General features: G+C 32.2%; 13 protein-coding genes. 12 read left to right on the top strand and 1 reads right to left on the bottom strand.

All coding sequences use genetic code 11. The annotated features are described in order from the left end of the window. Positions 1-791 precede the first annotated feature (791 nt). The 5 genes from F6K40_RS27840 to F6K40_RS27820 all read left to right on the top strand — a co-directional run bounded on the left by F6K40_RS27840 (position 792) and on the right by F6K40_RS27820 (position 6,981). On the top strand, positions 792-956 hold the full coding sequence (locus F6K40_RS27840; RefSeq protein WP_293140372.1) for a hypothetical protein: 165 nt from the start codon (positions 792-794) through the stop codon (positions 954-956). A 1,548-nt stretch (positions 957-2,504) separates the two neighbouring features. Next, on the top strand, positions 2,505-3,860 hold the full coding sequence (locus tag F6K40_RS27835) for an ion transporter (RefSeq protein WP_293140370.1): 1,356 nt from the start codon (positions 2,505-2,507) through the stop codon (positions 3,858-3,860). A 2-nt stretch (positions 3,861-3,862) separates the two neighbouring features. After that, entirely contained in the window at positions 3,863-4,462 is a 600-nt protein-coding gene (locus tag F6K40_RS27830; protein ID WP_293140368.1) for a MiaE family protein, read from the top strand. Between the two features lie 751 nt (positions 4,463-5,213). After that, a complete protein-coding gene (locus tag F6K40_RS27825; RefSeq protein WP_293140366.1) occupies positions 5,214-5,693 on the top strand; it encodes a GNAT family N-acetyltransferase in 480 nt (159 codons plus the stop codon). A 106-nt stretch (positions 5,694-5,799) separates the two neighbouring features. Then, complete coding sequence (locus F6K40_RS27820) at positions 5,800-6,981, top strand: FtsW/RodA/SpoVE family cell cycle protein (protein WP_293140364.1); 1,182 nt, start codon at positions 5,800-5,802, stop codon at positions 6,979-6,981. A gap of 197 nt (positions 6,982-7,178) precedes the next feature. Here the strand turns inward: F6K40_RS27820 and F6K40_RS27815 are convergent, their stop codons facing one another. After that, positions 7,179-7,832, bottom strand: coding sequence for a Crp/Fnr family transcriptional regulator (locus F6K40_RS27815; protein WP_293140362.1), 654 nt, complete (start codon positions 7,830-7,832; stop codon positions 7,179-7,181). Positions 7,833-8,299: 467 nt separating this feature from the next. Here F6K40_RS27815 and F6K40_RS27810 point away from each other — a divergent pair, with 467 nt between their 5' ends. The 7 genes from F6K40_RS27810 to F6K40_RS27780 all read left to right on the top strand — a co-directional run. Next, entirely contained in the window at positions 8,300-8,920 is a 621-nt protein-coding gene (locus tag F6K40_RS27810; RefSeq protein WP_293140360.1) for a hypothetical protein, read from the top strand. A 23-nt stretch (positions 8,921-8,943) separates the two neighbouring features. Further along, positions 8,944-9,678, top strand: a complete 735-nt coding sequence (locus F6K40_RS27805; RefSeq protein WP_293140357.1) for a hypothetical protein — start codon at positions 8,944-8,946, stop codon at positions 9,676-9,678. A gap of 203 nt (positions 9,679-9,881) precedes the next feature. Then, positions 9,882-10,820 carry a TRAFAC clade GTPase domain-containing protein gene (locus tag F6K40_RS27800; protein WP_293140355.1) on the top strand — a complete coding sequence of 313 codons (939 nt, stop codon included), beginning with the start codon at positions 9,882-9,884 and terminating at the stop codon, positions 10,818-10,820. Between the two features lie 94 nt (positions 10,821-10,914). Further along, the gene (locus F6K40_RS27795; RefSeq protein ID WP_293140353.1) at positions 10,915-13,002 is read left to right on the top strand and encodes a hypothetical protein; all 2,088 of its coding nucleotides are present in this window, start codon (positions 10,915-10,917) and stop codon (positions 13,000-13,002) included. 38 nt (positions 13,003-13,040) lie between these two features. Beyond that, a complete protein-coding gene (locus F6K40_RS27790; RefSeq protein WP_293140351.1) occupies positions 13,041-14,189 on the top strand; it encodes a hypothetical protein in 1,149 nt (382 codons plus the stop codon). A gap of 632 nt (positions 14,190-14,821) precedes the next feature. After that, positions 14,822-16,012 (top strand): hypothetical protein, encoded by a 1,191-nt coding sequence (locus F6K40_RS27785; protein ID WP_293140349.1) that lies wholly within the window; start codon positions 14,822-14,824, stop codon positions 16,010-16,012. Next, the coding region (locus F6K40_RS27780; protein WP_293140347.1) for a vWA domain-containing protein at positions 15,984-16,875 on the top strand (892 nt) is incomplete at its 3' end. The genes F6K40_RS27785 and F6K40_RS27780, both read left to right, overlap by 29 nt.

Raw genomic sequence — 16,875 nt, 5'->3', positions numbered from 1 at the left:
AAAAAATTTGCTCAAGATATGTATACTGTTATGGAAAAATTATTAATTAATGGAGCACAAAAAAATTAGGTCTTAAGTTGTAATAATTTCCTGCGGAATGCGGAGCAAACAGCGTTCAGCTATTAGCTATCTAGCTTGATTATCTTTAGTTGAAACTTCTGAACTGTATTCTAGGAGATGTCGAAGGAGTCAGAAAATCTAGCACTTTTATGGAACTCGAAAAAATTTGCTCAAGATATGTATACTGTTATGGAAAAATTATTAATTAATGGAGCACAAAAAAATCAGGTCTTAAGCTGTAATAATTTCCTGTCGAATGCGGAGCAAACAGCGTTCAGCTATTAGCTATCTAGCTTTATTACCTTGAGTTGAAACTTCTGAACTGTATTCTAGGAGATGTCGCTTGAACAAAAAAGAGTATTTCCAAGCTAAAAAATGGTATTGAAGTGATTTATTCTGACTCCGTATTCCTGACTCCTAAAAAATGGTATTGAAGCCATTTATTCTGACTCCTGATTACTGACTCCTGACTCCTAAAAAATCAAATTAAATTTATGGATAGATTTTCGACAGAAGAAGAACATAGAAGTATTTATTCAATAGCCGATATTTTGCTTGATTCTTATCCTTATAATGGTGGTACTCATACTTGAGAAGCTTTGTGGTTTAACTTGCCAGTTGTTACTCATGTCGGAGAACAATTTCTATCTAGAATGGGTTATTCTTTTTGACAAAGTTTAGATATTCAATTAGGTGTATCATGGTCATGGGAAGAATATATTGATTGGGGTGTGAAGTTAGGTCAAAATTCTAATTTACGGCAGGAATTTATTGATAGGTTAGTTAAGTCTAAGGAGTCGGAAAATTTAGCACCTTTATGGAACTCAAAAAAATTTGCTCAAGATATGTATACTGTTATGGAAAAATTATTAATTAATGGAGCACAAAAAAATTAGGTCTTAAGTTGTAATAATTTCCTGCGGAATGCGGAGCAAACAGCGTTCAGCTATTAGCTATCTAGCTTGATTATCTTTAGTTGAAACTTCTGAACTGTATTCTAGGAGATGTCGAAGGAGTCAGAAAATCTAGCACTTTTATGGAACTCGAAAAAATTTGCTCAAGATATGTATACTGTTATGGAAAAATTATTAAAGGAGGGAGTAGGGAGTAGGGAGTAGGGAGTAGGGAGTGGGGGAGTGGGGGAGTGGGGAAGTGGGGGACTTACCCCTAACCTTTCCTGGCAAGGGGATAGGGGAAAAGTAAACATCAGAATAATTAACACTAACTGCCTAATAATTATGGTTTCCTCAATAAACCTGAAATTTGGTCTAGTAGTTGTCTTATCTCAACCGTATTGACTGATAATTGATAACTGATAACTGATAACTGATTTACCATTCTGTAACTCTTGCCTATTGCCTATTCCCTATAATTAACACTAACTGCCTAATAATTATGGTTTGCTGAATGAATATGAAAAGCTCATTTAATGGTTCAATAGTTTATGAGTTTTGGTCTTATCTAAACTGTATTGACTGATAACTGATAACTGATAACTGATTTACCATTCTGTAACTCTTGCCTATTGCCTATTGCCTATTCTCTATAATTAACACTAACTGCCCAATAATTATGGTTTGCTGAATGAATATGAAAAGCTCATTTAATGGTTCAATAGTTTATGAGTTTTGGTCTTATCTAAACTGTATTGACTGATAACTGATAACTGATAACTGATTTACCATTCTGTAACTCTTGCCTATTTCCTATTCCCTATTCCCTATTCCCTATTCCTATAATTAACACTAACTGCCTAATAATTATGGTTTGCTGAATAAACCTGAAAATCTTATCTAGTAGTTGTCTTATATGAACCTTATTGACTGATAACTAATAATTGAAATTACTGATATAGCTAAGAAAGAATTGGTTAGAACATAGACTAATCGACTTCTCCAAAAATCAAAAATCATCAATTATTATCTATAAATTATCAATTAGTCCCTCCTGTTCCCTGTTCCCTATTCCCTGCTATAACTGATCATTGAAATGACTGATATAGCTAAGAAAGAATTGGTTAGAACATAGACTAATCGACTTCTCTAAAAATCAAAAATCATCAACTATTATCTATAAATTATCAATTAGTCTTCCCTATTCCCTGTTTCCTGTTCCCTGTTCCTTGCTATAACTTAAATGACTGATATAGCTAAGAAAGAATTGGTTAGAACATAGACTAATCGACTTCTCCAAAAATCAAAAATCATCAACTATTATCTATAAATTATCAATTAGTCTTCCCTATTCCCTGTTTCCTGTTCCCTGTTCCTTGCTATAACTTAAATGACTGATATAGCTAAGAAAGAATTGGTTAGAACATAGACTAATCGACTTCTCCAAAAATCAAAAATCATCAACTATTATCTATAAATTATCAATTAGTCTTCCCTATTCCCTGTTCCCTGTTCCCTGTTCCCTGTTCCCTGCTATAACTAATAACTGAAATGAAAATACCTATATTTCGTCCCGATAGTAAATTTATTAGATTATGGGAAGTAGTAATTGTATCTATTACTATTTATAATGCTTTTCTTATACCATTCAGAATTGCTTTTCAAATAAGATTTGATGGCATCTGGATTTTATTATATTTAATCGGAGACGCTATTCTAATTGCTGATATATTTCTTCGATTTCATCTGGGTTACTTTGACCGTGGAGAATATATTGCGGACCCACAAATGATAGCTCAATATTATCGTTCGGGACTTTTAAAGAGACATTTAATAGCTAGTTTTCCTGGAGATTTAATCGTACGAATTTTCTTCCCTAAATCACTATTTATTATTGCCTTATTGAGATTACCCCGTTTATTACGCTTACCTCAATTTTATCGAATTTTTAATAGATGGGAAACTAATATTCATATCGATCCTACTTTGATTAGAATGTGTAAGTTAGTAATATTTATTGCTTTAATTACTCATTGGGTAGCTTGTGGATGGTTTCTTATTGGTAGTTTGGAAAGTCGTTATGGAGAGTCTTGGTTAATTAATAAATCCTTAGAATCAGCTAGTACAAAAACCCAATATATGAACTCTCTTTATTGGGCAATTACAACTCTTACTACTGTCGGATATGGAGATATTACTCCCGCTACTGAAATTGAAATAATATTTACTCTGATAGTTATGTTTTTAGGGATATCTATGTATGCTTATATTATTGGTAATGTATCTTCATTAATTTCTAACATAGATGCAGCTCAAGCAAGATATAGAGAAAAATTAAATCAAATTCAAACCTATATGCGGGAGAATAAAATCCCTCCGAAATTACAACAAAAAATTAGAGACTACTATCAATATAGATGGATTGAAAATCGGGATATTAGAGACTATCATATTCTCGAAGAATTACCTCATCCTTTAAAAATGAAACTAGCACTACAATTGCACAAAGAAGTAATTGAAAAAGTGCCAATTTTTCAAGGAGCAACTTCACAGTTTGTCGAAGAAATAGTAATGGCATTAAAACCAGAAATATTACCACCTAGTGAATATATAATTCGTGAAGGTAATTGGGGAAATGAAATGTATTTTATTAAGCGTGGATTAGTACAAGCTTTCTCAGAAAAAACAGGTTCTGTATATAGAAATATGGCAGCAGGTACATTTTTTGGAGAAATTGCCCTAGTATATGAACAACGACGGACAGCATCAATAATCACATTGACTTACTGTGAATTATTTGTTCTACACAAAGATGATTTTAAAAAAGTCTTAGAAAATTATCCAGACTTCGCATCTCATGTTACAAAAATAGCAAAAGAACGTTATGAGGCAGAAAATAAGCAATAAATATGCAACTATCAAAAACACCAACTATTAAATATATTAAACAACCTACTTCTCAACCTTGGATAGAACAAGCGATCGCCAATTTAGACGTTATATTATTAGACCATTCTCACTGTGAACGAAAGGCAGCAGGGGTAGCTTTAAATCTAATGTTTCGCTATCCTTCTAGTGCTAAACTTATCAAAATGTTAACAGCTATTGCCCGTGAAGAACTAGAACATTTTGAACAAGTAAACCAGTGGTTAGAACGTCGTAATATTCCATTAGCTCCCCTGAATGCTCCTCCTTATGGAGCAGTTTTAAATAGTCAAGTTCGGCGGAATGAACCGGAAAGAATGTTAGATTTATTATTAGTTTACTGTTTAATTGAAGCTCGTAGTCACGAACGTTTAGGGTTACTTGCTGATTATTGCAATGATTCTGAATTAGCCAAATTTTATCGTGGTTTAATGGCATCTGAAGCTAGACATTATGGAGTCTATTGGATTTTAGCTACAACTTATTTTGAACAGAAAATTGTGGAGGAAAGACTAGAGGAATTAGCAATATTTGAAAGTGATATTCTGAGTAATTTACATCCAGAACCTCGGATTCATAGTTGATAAATAAGCATTCAGCAATTAGCATTCAACATTCAGCATTCAGAAGCAGAAATTAATCAGTAAAAACATTTTAAAGGAGGCAGATTTTAATTATGAGTTATGACTTTAATTTCTAATATTTAGTAAGAATATAGCTATAGCAATTAAATATACAGCAGATTCCACCTAAGTGCGGTACAACCATTGCGGGCAAGATGCCCGCACTATAAATACTTAATTGTTAATATCTGTACTTCATATACCTGGAATATGCTGTATAAATATAGCAATCCGTGCTGATGTTGTAATATTTTATCAATGGGGGGTTTGGTATTCAAATTCCATTTGCACTTGGGGTTTGCATTCAGGGATTAGCATTCAGCATTCAGAAGCATAAATTAATCAGTAAAAATATTTGAAACTAGGAAAATTTTAATTCTGAGTTATGACTTTAATTTATAATATTTAGTAAGAATATAGCCATAGCAATTCAAAGATATAAATATAGCAATCTGCGCTGATGTTGTAATATTTTATCAATGCGGGTTTTAGTCTTAAAATTTCATTTGCGCTTGGGTTTGGAGAGCAAACCCCTACAGTTTTTTCAGGAATCATTATAATATTACTATATTATAATAACTGATAACTGTATTCCCTACTTCCTAAAAATAAACTTCTCCAAAATGAAAAATTAAATCAATTCTTATTCATAAATTATCAATTACTCCTCCCTGTTCCCTGTTCCCTGTTCCCTTTTTTATGGAGATGTCTAATGAAAAAATATTATCGTGAATTTTTAATTAGAAATTGGCAACCAAATGACCGTCAAATAGCAGCAGATATTATAGGTTCTGTGCTTGCAGAATATAATCTAAACTGGGAACCTAAAGGAGCAGATCGAGATGTATTAGAAATAGAAAAATTCTATCAAAATATAGGAGGAGAATTTTGGGTAATAGAAAAACCAGGAAAAATAGTAGGAACTGCTGCATATTATCCAATTCAACGAGGCAACAAAGCAGTCGAAATTAGAAAAATGTACTTATTACCAGAAATTAGAGGTAAAGGTTTAGGAAAATTCTTATTAAAAGAATTAGAAAAAAGAATTGCTGAATGTCAATTTCAAGAAATCTGGATAGAAACAGCAACAGTCTTGCAAGAAGCTGTTAAATTATATGAAAATAATGGTTATCAATTAACAACTGGTGTCGAAACCCAACGTTGCGATCGCGTTTATAAAAAAGTTTTATAGCAGGGAATAGGGAACAGGGAACAGGGAACAGTTGGAAAAACATTTCCAATTCTTAATTCCCAATTCCCAATTCCCAATTTCCAATTCTAAATTCTAAATTCTGACTATGTACTTACGTTATCTAATTCCTTTTTTTGATCCTAAAGTCCGAACATGGGCAATAGAAGCTAGATTATTACGATGGTTAACATTTCTTTGGTTATGTATAGGTCTAGTAGTATTATTTTCAGCTTCTTATGCGAGTGCTGCAACAGAATATGGAGACGGTTTATACTTCTTTAAACGCCAGTTAATATGGGTTTTAGTAGGAATACTCGGATTCAATTTGGTTGTTTATACTCCCCTGTCTAGAATCTTACAAACTGCCAAAGTAGGTGTAATTCTAATACTGTGTCTGCTATTTGCGCTCTTGCTACCAGGAGTAGGAACCACTATTAATGGAGCAACTCGCTGGATATCTTTAGGTCCAGTCATTATTCAACCCTCTGAATTAATGAAACCTTTTCTGGTGCTACAAGCAGCTTATTTATTTAGTAAATGGAATCGTCTAACTTGGTTGGTTAGAATAACTTGGTTATTGATTTTTTCTTTGATACTAGGATCTATTCTCCTGCAACCAAACCTGAGTACCACAGCTTTATGCGGTATGATTGTATGGTTTATTGCCTTTGCTGCCGGACTACCCTACTTTTATCTTGGAGGTATTGCTTTAGCTGGATTTCTTCTAGCTACTATTAGTGTCAGCATTAATGATTATCAAAGGAGACGGATTTTTTCTTTTACCAATCCTTGGGTAGATGCAATGGGTGATGGTTATCAGTTAGTTCAAAGTTTACTAGCAGTTGCCTCTGGGGATATTTGGGGACGTGGTTTTGGACTATCTCAACAAAAGTTACATTTTCTCCCTATTCCCTATAGCGACTTTATATTTTCTGTTTATGCTGAAGAGTTTGGTTTTGTTGGTGCTTTAGTATTATTTCTCTTATTAGCTGTGTACAGCATTATTGCTCTGAAAGTTGCACTCAAAGCTCGATTCATGGAACATCAACTTGTAGCAATTGGAGTTATGATCTCCTTAGTAGGACAGTCTTTACTAAATATAGGTGTTGCTACTGGCGCACTACCAACTACAGGTTTGCCATTACCACTGTTTAGTTATGGTGGTAGTTCAATGATTAGTAGTTTGATATTAGCTGGATTATTAGTTCGCGTCGCTAGAGAGGAAAATCAGGCAGAAGTTTTAATCTTAAAAGAACGTCGTTCACGAAGACGACGCTATGTGCAATAATTAGGGAATAGGGAATAGGGAATAGGGAATAGGGAGAAATAATTGATAATTTATCGATCAGAATTGATTTGATTTTTAATTTTTGGAGAAGTCTAATAAATTTTTTCTATTTATCAAAACTGTAGTCAGGGTTTTCCAAACTAAAAATTCCCATTGTCATTTAAGCGTAACGTCAGGAGTTCGTCAACTTCAGTAATTTAGTTTTTCTCAAATCCAAATAAATCTGATGAGTATGGAAAAGTCTCTTGTTTCAAAATTAGATGGCGATCTTTATCTATACTCAGCCACCCCTGCTGTTTTAATTTTCCTAAGAGTCTGGTGACAGTTACTCGTGTTGTACCAATTGCAGCAGCAATATCTTGATGAGTCAAGCGAATATTTAACCGAGTACCATCACTAACAGGTTGACCAAATTCTTGCTTTAACAATAATAATAACTGATGTAGGCGATCTTCTACTCGTCGTTGTCCGGCGATCGCTAATAAAGCTTCTGTTTGCCGAAACCGTCTTCCTAACTGAGGCAATAACTCTTGAGTTAGTTTTGGGGAAGCTTCTATTTCAATCATCGTGTAACACATTAAACAAACATCTGACAAAGCAGTTGCCCGATAAGTGTGCAAATAGGAAAAACAACTGCCAAAGCACATAGATGGCCCTGCCCAACCCAAAAGTCCTTCTTCACCCACTGGATAAAGGGTACTTAGTCGCACTAAACCCTGACAAATTTGCCAAATACTTTGCGACATTAAAGGTATTGTTTCTCCTTTATGATAAAAGTGTAGATGACGTTCAGTGCCTGCATTATCATTATATTGATTAGTTTCTATAATTGCTCTTGAAGTTGGAGCCATGTTTAAATATTTTCACTCAACACAATACTGATTTTTAATACATAGTATTGAGCTTATCTCAGTAAGGTAAAAATTAGGTAATTAAAAGATTAGTAATAGGTTAAGCTTTTTGAACTCAGAATTCAGAAGTCAGAAGTCAGAAGTAAAAATTAGTGGCGAGTTTTCATCTCCCACTAATTTTAATTCCCTCAAATGAAATTTATATAGCTAAGAAAGAATTGGATCTTGAGAATTACTGATGATGAATCAAGATTGCGGAAATGTTTTTCCAATTGTTCCCTGTTCCCTGCTATAGCATGAGTATTATACCAAGCGTGAAAAAAGAATGTTACAGATAATCAGGGGAATTAAAATAATTTAATCAGATTTGCCTTGTATTAAAAAAGGATATTTAATTCTGACTCCTGACTCCTGACTCCTAACTTCTATACTAACTATATTGCTTTAAAAATTTAACTAACTCTAAGATGAATAATATACCTCGTCAAACACTTTATCAATTAATTCAAAAAGAAGGAATAAACCGATGCAGGGAACCTAAAAAATGTAAGGCTATACTATCAGATTTGTGTGGAGAATATCCAAAGGAAATCTCGGCGCTTGTTGTCGCACTGGAAGAACAAGTTATAGATAAATTGCAAAAAAATGCCCAAGGCGTTCCTTTAGAAATTTTACTGAAACAGGTTGCTACACAGATTCAAAATAACCGTGCTATTTCAGAAGAAGCATCTATTTGGGCCGTTGAATCTTGGGCATTTGTTTTGGGGATTTATTCTCCAGATTTGGACAATATTAATCCCTATCCTGAATATGTTCCAGTGGGATTAATTCAGTACACATTAATTTTAAGTCTCAGTAACGTCGGTAATAAAATTTGGTCTTATTCTATTGATTTGACTGAGAAAGAGGAAGATAATCCACAGGCATTTTTTCAGAAAAATAGCAGACAAGAATATAACAACTTTAAAACTTCTTTGGAAAGAGAAGTAGGACGAAATATTAATAGCGCTCAAATAGACTTTATAATTAGCAAATGGTGTAAACAAATTTCTCTGGGATACCGCACCTTTGAACTGGAGTATAATTAAATTTATTTGATTTTTAATCAATTATGTCAGTTATTGTTATGGGAGACACAGCAGTAGGAAAAACTACCCTGATGTTGGAGTTAGCTAAGTCTAATAGAGGTAATGTTCAGGTTATTGAATCTTCTTATGATTTAGAACGATTTACTATTGATGGTCAAGTTATGCCTACCGATAGTATTTATGATATACCTATGAAACTGAGGGTTAATTTATCTGGTAATATTAAAGATATAAAGGTAAATTGGATTGAATCTACTGGGGAAGCTTGGAGAGCAGAAAATTCTAGATGGCGCAAAGCTCATCCTCAAGATTGGAATTTTCTTTTAACAAGTCTCCATAATGCTAAATTTTTAATGATAGTTATGGCTCCCTACCGAGAGTTATTAAAGGAGAATTTAGTTAGGGATAATGGATTAAATATGCAGGATATTCGGTTTAGAAAACAAACTCAATGGAAAAATCGTTTTCAAGAATGGATTAATTTTCTAGAAAATAATGCCAGAAATAATCAGTATGTAATTTTTTGCTTAAATATGGCAGATTTGTTTTGCAATGTGCAACAAATTTCCGAAGTTTTGCAACGAGAAAAATCTATTAACTGGATTCAACATAAAACAAATGTTTTACCTATTTTTGATAATGTTCGGGAGCTAATTTACCGTTTTGAGCAGAACCGTATTGTGAAAACTCAAGTCTTTATTACGACTTATAAAGCTCGTCCGTTATTAGAGTTACCCTGGTTATATATTGCAACTTAAGTAGTTCATTAATTAATAATGGATAATGGATAATGGATAATTGATAATTACCTCTGGTTAAAACCATCAGATTGAATATAAGGAAATATTATTTCTTCGTTTCTCCTGACTCCTGACTCCTGACTCCTACCCCTACCAAAAGACTTTATTCAGCAAATCCTAATTAGACTGAATTTTAAATCTATTACTAAGGAATCTAAAAAATGCCACGAACTCCTGCTGCACCTATTACTACTCTCCCTGGAGAAAATAAGAAAAATATTTATATAATTGGTCCGAGAGCTTCAGGCAAAACTACTTTTTTGGGAGCTTTATTATCAATTACTAATCAGAGTAAAAACAAAAATCATACAGGAAAAGTTACTGTCGATACAAGAGGAGCAACCCGTCAGTTAGAAAGTAAAATCAGAGATAGTTGGGAAACTAAAAGACCTTTAGAACCTACAATGTTTGATGGTAGTTTGCAAGACTACGAATTTTCGATAACAATTAATCCCAAATCTAGACCAACAGAAATTAAATTAAACGCTAAAGATTATGCAGGTGAATTTTTTCAAGAACTACGAAGGATAGATTTATCTAGACAAATAAAACCCTATCTCCTAGATTGCTTAACAAATGCTAATGGATGGATAGTTTTGCTGCCTGATTTCTGTTTAGAAGATCGAGGAAATGAGTTTAGTATTGTTGAAGATATTGATGGTTTTTACAGAAGTGTCTTTCATAAACTTTTATCAGAATTTCCCAAAGACGACGATATTTTTTCTCTAGATGAACTAACAAAAATACAAAATAACTTGAGAAAAATACGAATTGCTTTTGTAATGAGTAAATGCGAGCGTGGCGAACTGTGGACTAGGCGATGGGAACCAGAACGAGATTTATTTCAAGTTCATCTGAATAATACAACAAAATTTTTAAGAAAAAATCTTCCTCTGAGAAAAAATCAAATTGATTTCTTTGCTTTATCTTCTTTTGGAGTTTTGCCTCAAAGCGATCCTCGCCCAAATAGATTAAATTTAGGTAGGAATTTACAAGATGGAGCAATGATAGAAAAAACAGAATTATGGCAACCTTTTGGTTTAGTTAATCCTTTGTATTGGATAGCTACAGGTAAAAGATGGAGAGACCCATCTTTTTAAAGGATACTTTGATTAATTGATAATTGATAATTACCTCTCCCTATAGATTAAAGAAATGCTATAGAAGATAAAATATAGATTTAGGAAAAGATTTATGACTGAAATAAATAAAGTAGGAATTTATGAATTTAGGTCTGGTTTTACTTATGAATTTTGTGGCAATAGTTGGAGGTCTACAGGATTTTATGGCTCCCCTTATATAGGAAGTAGTTTCGATGATGGTTTTATTCCTGAGCCTCTTCAAAGAGCTGCTAGAAGAGAAGATTCACGGTTTGATGTATCTCAAAAAATCAAGTATCAAAGTTTTATAAATTCACCTTATCAAAATAGAGATTTGATAGGTTTTAAAGAATTTAATGAGTATTTTGTTGATGGAAATGCTTTAGTAGGAAGAATTATTGAGGAATGGGCTGTCTTAGCAGTAATTTCTGTGGCAATTGACTTTGCTAATCGAATTTTTCCTGTGAAACGTTATTTTTGTTGTCGAGAATCTTATGATGGAAATTACGATGCAATGGCAACTTTAATTCAGTTTTTTTTCGAGAATAGACCAGAGAATTTAACTTTCGATATCTTGGAAAATAAGCCTGAAAGAAGTCATAAATTTGATGAGTTTAGTAGTCAAAGTTTAGACTCACTATATTCTCCAGATTCTCCGGATTTTTATGATAGTAAGTTTGATGGATTGCGTTTACTTCAACCAGGTTTAGAGCTGAATAAAAATAACTTACTAATAATGTGGAAAACCTGTTTAAGTTTAGTCCGTAGTGATAGAAAAAAAGCTGCTTGGGCATTTAATGTTGACTCAGTTGCAAGTCCTACAGATTTTACTTTAATACAAGCTGGAACAAAGGAGTTTTTTCATAGAAATTATTCTACTTCTCGTCAACTTGCACTTTCTCCTTCTCCATCTAATCAAAGAGAATTCAGTAATAGTAATTACTCTTCTCAACAAGCATCTTCTCAGTCTCAGTTTAATCAATTGAAAACATCCAGTAATTTTAATCCTGAGTCAATTTTTTACGATTTTGTCGAAAATGGAAATTTATCACAAGAAATATTTCGATTTATCACAAAATGTATTCAGCAAAATAATCAACAATTGCAAAATTTAGCAAATAAAAGCACAGGTGAAATAAGAACAGAATTTAATGATTATTATTTGATTATTCGTTACTATACCCTCAGCGCTTTAATAGTACCTGAAAGAACAGTAGATTTGTTTCAACAATTACTATTTAGTAAAAACAATGTTTGGGAAGAGTTTCTGAATTCTGCTAAAGATTTTAAATATTTTCAGCAAAGACAAAAGGACTTTTATTTAAAAAAAATTATTGATAAATCTATTGAGGAAGGTGTGTGGTTAATTATAAATGATATTGTTGAAGGCAAATTTAAATTACCTCCTAAAAAACATTTTCGGCTCGATAAACCTGTAAAATTAAAAAGGTTCTTTACTGAAGAAGATAATATTTGGAGAGAAGGTATATTTTTGTCATACCAAAAACTTATGATTACTGAAAATAGTAATACTGGGCAACAACAAGAGAGTACAAGTTCCTCTTTTCAAGGTTTTATTCATAACTTAGAGAATAAACAAGATAGAAAAAAGCACAAAAAAGGATATAAAAAAATAACTCAAATTTTTTCTCAAAGTAGCAAAAAGACTTCTAACCACAAAGCAGAATTTTTGTTTTTTCAGGCTTTAATAGAACAAAAACTTAAGGGCAAAGTTTCTCACGGACTTTATTCTAAACTAGAGAAATCTGCTGCAAATTATCAATTATTTTCATACTTAGTAAAAGAAATAACTTTTTGGGAGAATTTCTGCCAGATATTGAGTTTTATTCGAGGAAAAATATGGAGGCGATCGCGACAACTACCTCCTAGTAAAAATCTGCAACAAATAAATAGAACTCCAGTTGATAATGTACCCAAGAATGCTCAAAATAAAACACCTCCAAATCATTATGGAAATAGAAGAAAAGCAAATAATGCTAAAAGATTCTTAAATCAAACTTCTATAACTCTATTTGTTTGTTCTTTGTTAAGCATAATAGCAACTATTATTCTAGGGTTACGCCAATCTGGAGATCAAATAGTTCTCCTTTTATTCGCCTTAGCAATATTACTAATAGTGATTGCTTTCTTCCTGTTTTTAATTCAAGAATTTATTAATTAGTAGATGTTTACAGAATCGAAACGATCGCTAGTAAAATTATGAATGTAAATACAATTTTCAATAATTTTGTCAAAAGTGGAAAATTATCTCTACAAGGAATTGAATTTATTAAAACAGATGTTCCCCAAAATTATGAACAATGGCAAAAGTTAGCAACTAAGAATAGAGATGAAATAATCAGAGAATTTAATAGTTTCTCTGCTATTATTCGTTACTATACACTCAGCGCTTTAATAGTACCCGAAAGATCCATAGATTTATTTCAGCAATTACTTTTTAGTGAAGAGGATATTTGGAATGTTTTTTTGTACTCATGCCAACGACTTAAATATCTAATTCAATCAACAACAAACGATTCCTGGTTCAAAAATTCTATTGAGGAAGGCGTATGGTTAATTATAAATAATATTGTTGAAGACAAATTTATGTTACCTCTTAAAAAAAAATGGCCTTATCAACCTGGAAAATTAAAAAGGTTCTTTACTGAAGAAGATAATATTTGGATAAAAGGTATAGTTTCACCATTAGACAAAGACTTTTTGATGCTCGAAAGTGGTTATGATGCACAACAAGAAAAAAATACAAGTTCATCCTTTCAATATTTTTATAATCAGTCAAAAACTAAAGGATATCGAGAACGGTATAAACAAGGCTATTCTAACATTCTAAAAATTGCTTCTCGCCCAAAGTTTAAGTCTATATTGCTCCAGACTTTAAGAGAAGAAAATCTCAAGGATGAAATTTCTCATAGACTTTATTTTAGTCTGAATAAATCTGGTAAGAATTATCCAGTTTTTGTCAAAGAAAAAACTGTTTGGGAATATATACAGGAAATTGTCAATGTTAATGATATAGATAGGGAAGTAGCGAGGCGATCGCCACCACCAAATCCTAATATAAATCTGCAAAAAATAAATAGAAATCCAGTTGATAATTTACCCGAAAATACTCAAAATAAAACACCTCCAAATAATTATGGAAATAGAAGACAAACAAATAATACTAAAAGATGGTTAAATCAAACTTCTAAGATTATGGCTGTTTTTTCTGCATTAAATGTAATAGCAACTTTTATTCTAGGATTTCTTCAATTTGGACTTGAAATAGTTATGTTTTTCTTCACCTTAGCACTACTGCTAATATTTATGGCTTTCTTTCTGTTTATCATTCAAGAATTTATGAATTAGTAGATACCTAGAGAATATAAATAATTAATATAGGTAGGTAGGCGCGAATAAACGTCACTATGTAACGAAATGTTTATGCCGTCAAAACCCTTGAGATTGCTTCCTTCCACAGAGTGTAAGTCGCAATGACGTAGTTGTAAATTTTCTCACTTAGCTACTTAGCGTTTCTCAAACTAATTAGGTACACCTATCTTTAATTTTCTTGATACCAATTTCATAAAATATTGCTACAGTTATTTGATATGGTGGTGGGAATTTAGAGATTAATACTGTAACGACATTTTTTGAATTTGATCTTAATTTCTTGAATTTCTGTTCTATTCCCTATTCCCTGTTCCCTAAAACCTAGAATTTTGTATTTTACCAATATGGAAATTGCTATAATATTTGGATAAAATGCATAGTTTTATCATTGGACAAATATTTTTTGATGCTCGAAAGTGGTTATTTCAGTTATCAGTTATCAGTACATTTATGGAATAGGAAGGCTTGAAATACTGAAGTTTACTTTTTTTCCCTTGAGCGTCAATCTTCTCACTAAACAGAAGAGGTAATGATTAATTATTAATTGTTAATTCTTAATTGCTGAAAAGTTTATCCTTTCAATATTTTTATAATAGGAATTAATTTTTATGCGTAACTGGTTATACTTCATTGTTGGACTATTAGCATCAGTGCTTGCCTGGAGTTTCAGTCAAGTATTACTTGTAGATTTAAAACCTTTCTGGGATAGCTTAGACTTGACATTCTTTGCTCAATATCCCTATTTAATTAAATTTTTTATCCTCACCATTTTTTTAGCAGTTGCAATGGTAATGGCAGAAGTTTTTTTCAGTCATCCAACTCGCTTAAAACAGGGTCTTAAAGTTCTTAAATTGCCTCTAGTATTTGCTATTATTGCTAGTATTTTGGGAGCAAGTTTATCTGGAATAATGAGTTTTGTTATTAAACTAACTATATTTCCGGCTTGGACGATTAGACTGATAGACTGGTTAATAATTGGCTTAGTTATTGGTTCCGCAGAAGGAATAACATGGCTTTTGCGGACATTGAGTAAATTAGTTTTTGATAAAACAAGAAGAGGAGGAGAAACTGATACAAATAAAGTGATAAATCATTTTGTTAAAAGTATTTGTTTGAGCTTAATTGTTAGTTTTATCGTGTTCATTTTTTCAGAAATAATTATTAAACAAGATATTTGGAGCTTTATATTATTAGGAAGTCTGCTTGGTTTCGCCTTAAGCTTGACTGAATCCCCTAGTAGTCAATTTGCTTTAAAAGCTGGATATGGTTTTGAACGAATTTCTGGAGGCAATACTACTACAAATAATCTCAATCCAATAACTTACAAAAACCGTGGTTTAAAATTGGTTTATGTTCCTTCTGGAAATCGACCTATTACTATTGAAGAAGGACTATCAATAGAACTTCCCAAAACAGGGAATATTATTATAGGTTCCGATGTCGAACAAGCAGATATTATTGTTAACGATCTACCTGATAAAATTGCTACTATTAAAATTAATGGTAGAAAAGCAACTATTGAAAATTTTTCTAACAATATTCTCAAAAAATTGCCCAGTGAAATTGCGATTAAACCTCCCGAAACGGTAAATAATACAGCCCCAAATCCTTATGCTAATATATCTAATCAACCGGAAAATAGTTCACCTAATTTAGATAAAGATTCAGAATTGATGGATTATCCAAATGAGATTGAGCTTTATCATAATACCGTTATTACTCTTTATACCAAAAATCAAAATTCTCGAAAATATGTGAGGTTTGTTTTTTATGACCGATTTCTCGATCCTGAAGCATAGCGCTATTTGCTTATTAAGTTTAACAGTAGCATGGCAGCCATCTATTGCTGCGGAAACTCTAAAAATTGTTAAATCTTATGACGAAAATAACACAGAACATCAAGTAGAAGCTGTAATTGAATTTAAAGTCCTAGACGAGGAAAATAGACTTAAAGAAGGACTGAATAAAAAAGATATAGAATTGAAATCTAATGGGGAGTTAGTTGATGATTTTAGACTGATAAAACCAGATGAAAAAAAACCAGCTCCTAGTAATATTATTATTTTGTTAGATGTGACAGGGAGTATGAATCAACTAGATCGAAATAATCAAATTAGAGGGTTAGCAGCTATCGCAGCGATTCGTTCTTTTATAAAAGATATTGATGAAAAAGAATACCCCTCAAAAATTGCACTTGTGCCTTTTGCAGAAGATGGAGAAAAATGTGGAGACGGTTATCTTCCACCGCCAGTTAATGATAGTGCATTGAGTAAGTTTTATTCACCTGAAGCTCCAGAACTTAAGAAGCAACTATCAGACTTAGAAAATCGTTTTAATAGTAAAAATAAAAAACCTTGTGGAAGAACAAATATTAGACAACCATTAGGGAGTGCTATTAGATATCTCAACAATAATTCTCCTTTCTTAGAAGAAGGTTCTCAAGAGGAATCTCGTTTAGGAATTATTCTAGTTTCTGATGGCTACGATCCTGTTTTATCCCAGCAGAACAAATCAGAATTAAATAAGTTAGAAGAATTAATTAAAGAAAGTCCTGAAATTACTATACATACTTTGGGTTATGGATATTCTCAAGGTAATAATAGTGAAATAGATCCAGAAGTTCTAAAAAAACTTGCTCAAGCATCTGGAGGAATATTCCTCA

Origin of the sequence: Okeania sp. SIO3I5 (genome assembly GCF_010672085.1) — a bacterium.
Taxonomy (GTDB): Bacteria; Cyanobacteriota; Cyanobacteriia; order Cyanobacteriales; family Microcoleaceae; genus Trichodesmium.
This window is presented reverse-complemented; position numbering and strand designations above follow the sequence as displayed.